Origin of the sequence: Streptomyces tropicalis (genome assembly GCF_029269835.1) — a bacterium.
In the GTDB taxonomy this organism is placed as follows: domain Bacteria; phylum Actinomycetota; class Actinomycetes; order Streptomycetales; family Streptomycetaceae; genus Streptomyces; species Streptomyces tropicalis.
The window spans coordinates 1-2,906 of sequence record NZ_JARJBB010000076.1 but is presented as its reverse complement, the minus strand read 5'-3'; the positions used below and the strand labels follow the sequence as shown (position 1 = coordinate 2,906).

Sequence of the window (2,906 nt, the reverse complement as noted above, 5' to 3'; positions counted from 1 at the left end):
GTCAGCCGGTGACGGTCCAGGTGTCGGTGCCGGTGAGGAGGGCGGCGAGGTCGCCTTTGCCGTGTTGTTCGGTGGCGGTGTCGAGTTGGTCGGCCATGGCGGTGTCGTAGACGGGGCGGTCGATGGAGCGGAGGATGCCGATGGGGGTGTGGTGGAGGGTGTCGGGGTCGGCGAGGCGGGAGAGGGCGAAGGCGGTGGTGGGGGAGGGTGCGTGGGCGTCGTGGATGAGGATGTCCGTCTCGTTGTGGGGGGTGATGGTGACGGCTTTGAGGTCGCCGGTGGCTTGGTCGCGGACGATCCCGCGTCGTTCGTCGGTGCCGAAGCGGATCGGTTGACCGTGCTGGAGGCGGATGAGGGCCTCTTCGGCGTGTTGTCGGTCTTTGAGGGCGTCGAAGGCGCCGTCGTTGAAGATGTTGCAGTTCTGGTAGATCTCGATGAGTGCGGTGCCGGGGTGGGCGGCTGCGGCGCGGAGTACGTCGGTGAGGTGTTTGCGGTCGGAGTCGATGGTGCGGGCGACGAAGGAGGCTTCCGCGCCGAGTGCGAGGGAGACGGGGTTGAAGGGGGCGTCGAGGGAGCCCATGGGTGTGGATTTGGTGATCTTGCCGACTTCGGAGGTGGGGGAGTACTGGCCTTTGGTGAGGCCGTAGATCCGGTTGTTGAACAGCAGGATCTTGAGGTTGACGTTGCGGCGCAGGGCGTGGATGAGGTGGTTGCCGCCGATGGACAGTGCGTCGCCGTCGCCGGTGACGACCCAGACGGACAGGTCGCGGCGGGAGGTTGCCAGGCCGGTGGCGATGGCGGGGGCGCGGCCGTGGATGGAGTGCATCCCGTAGGTGTTCATGTAGTAGGGGAAGCGGGAGGAGCAGCCGATGCCGGAGACGAAGACGATGTTCTCGCGGGCCAGGCCGAGTTCGGGCATGAAGCCCTGGACGGCGGCGAGGATGGCGTAGTCGCCGCAGCCGGGGCACCAGCGCACTTCCTGGTCGGACTTGAAGTCCTTCATGGACTGCCGGGCCTCGGCCTTGGGCACCAGGGAGAGTGCCTGGAGCGATGCGCCTGTGCTGTGCGGGGAGGTGTCACTCATCGATGGCCTCCTTGAGTGTCTTGGCGAGCTGTTCGGCTTTGAACGGCATGCCGTTGACCTGGTTGTAGGAGTGCGCGTCGACCAGGTATTTCGCCCGGATCAGGGTGGCGAGCTGCCCGAGGTTCATCTCCGGGATCACCACCTTGTCGTACTGCTCCAGGATCGTGCCGAGGTTGTGCGGGAAGGGGTTGAGGTGGCGCAGGTGGGCCTGCGCGATGGACTCCCCGGCGGTGCGCAGCCGCCGCACGGCCGCGGTGATGGGGCCGTAGGTGGAGCCCCAGCCCAGGACCAGGGTGCGGGCGCCGTGGGGGTCGTCGACCTCGAGGTCGGGGACGTCGATCCCGTCGATCTTGGCCTGGCGGGTGCGGACCATGAAGTCGTGGTTGGCGGGGTCGTAGGAGATGTTGCCGGTGCCGTCCTGTTTCTCGATGCCGCCGATGCGGTGTTCCAGGCCGGGTGTGCCCGGCACCGCCCAGGGGCGGGCCAGGGTGCGGGGGTCGCGTTTGTAGGGCCAGAACACCTCGGTGCCGTCGGCCAGGGTGTGGTTGGGTCCCTGGGCGAACTGCACCTGCAGGTCGGGCAGTTCCTCCAGCTCCGGGATCCGCCACGGCTCGGAGCCGTTGGCGAGGTAGCCGTCGGACAGCAGCATCACCGGGGTGCGGTAGGTCAGCGCGATCCGGGCGGCCTCCAGTGCCGTGTCGAAGCAGTCCGCGGGCGTGCGGGGGGCGATGACGGGGACGGGTGCCTCGCCGTTGCGGCCGTACATCGCCTGCAGCAGGTCGGCCTGCTCGGTCTTGGTGGGCAGGCCGGTGGAGGGGCCGCCGCGCTGGATGTCGATCACCAGCAGCGGCAGCTCCAGGGAGACGGCCAGGCCGATCGTCTCGCTCTTGAGGGCCACGCCCGGCCCGGAGGTGGTGGTCACCGCCAGGGAGCCGCCGAAGGCGGCGCCCAGGGCGGCGCCGATGCCGGCGATCTCGTCCTCGGCCTGGAAGGTGCGCACCCGGAAGTTCTTGTGCCGGGACAGCTCGTGGAGGATGTCCGAGGCGGGGGTGATGGGGTAGGAGCCCAGGAACAGGGGCAGATCCGCCTGGCGGGACGCGGCGATCAGTCCGTAGGCCAGGGCGAGGTTGCCGGAGATGTTGCGGTAGGTGCCCGTCGGGAACGCCGTCGCGGCCGGGGCGACCTCGTAGGACACGGCGAAGTCCTCGGTGGTCTCGCCGAAGTTCCAGCCCGCGCGGAACGCGGCGATGTTCGCGGCCGCGATCTGCGGCTTCTTCGCGAACTTCGACGTCAGGAACCTCTCCGTGCCCTCGGTGGGCCGGTGGTACATCCAGGACAGCAGGCCCAGCGCGAACATGTTCTTGCTGCGTTCGGCCTCCTTGCGGGACAGGTCGAACTCCTTCAGCGCCTCCACCGTCAGCGTGGTCAGTGGCACCGGGTGCAGACTGTAGCCGTCGAGGGAGCCGTCCTTCAGGGGGGAGGCGGTGTAGCCGACCTTCTGCATGGCCCGTGGGGTGAACTCGTCGGTGTTGACGATGATCTCCGCGCCGCGGGGCAGGTCGCCGATGTTCGCCCGCAGCGCGGCGGGGTTCATCGCGACCAGCACGTTCGGCGCGTCGCCGGGGGTGAGGATGTCGTGGTCGGCGAAGTGCAGCTGGAAGGACGACACACCGGGCAGGGTCCCCGCGGGCGCCCGGATCTCCGCGGGGAAGTTCGGCAGGGTCGACAGGTCGTTGCCGAAGGACGCCGTCTCCGACGTGAAACGGTCCCCGGTGAGCTGCATACCGTCACCCGAGTCACCCGCAAAACGGATGATCACCCG

General features: G+C 68.7%; 2 protein-coding genes. Both read right to left on the bottom strand.

Annotated elements, in window-relative coordinates; all coding sequences use genetic code 11:
- Nucleotide 1: 1 nt before the first annotated feature.
- Complete coding sequence (locus tag P3H78_RS33005) at nt 2–1,084, bottom strand: 2-oxoacid:ferredoxin oxidoreductase subunit beta (protein ID WP_276112858.1); 1,083 nt, start codon at nt 1,082–1,084, stop codon at nt 2–4.
- Nucleotides 1,077–2,906: 2-oxoacid:acceptor oxidoreductase subunit alpha (locus P3H78_RS33000; RefSeq protein ID WP_276112857.1), on the bottom strand; the 1,830-nt coding region annotated here is incomplete at its 5' end. The genes P3H78_RS33000 and P3H78_RS33005, both read right to left, overlap by 8 nt.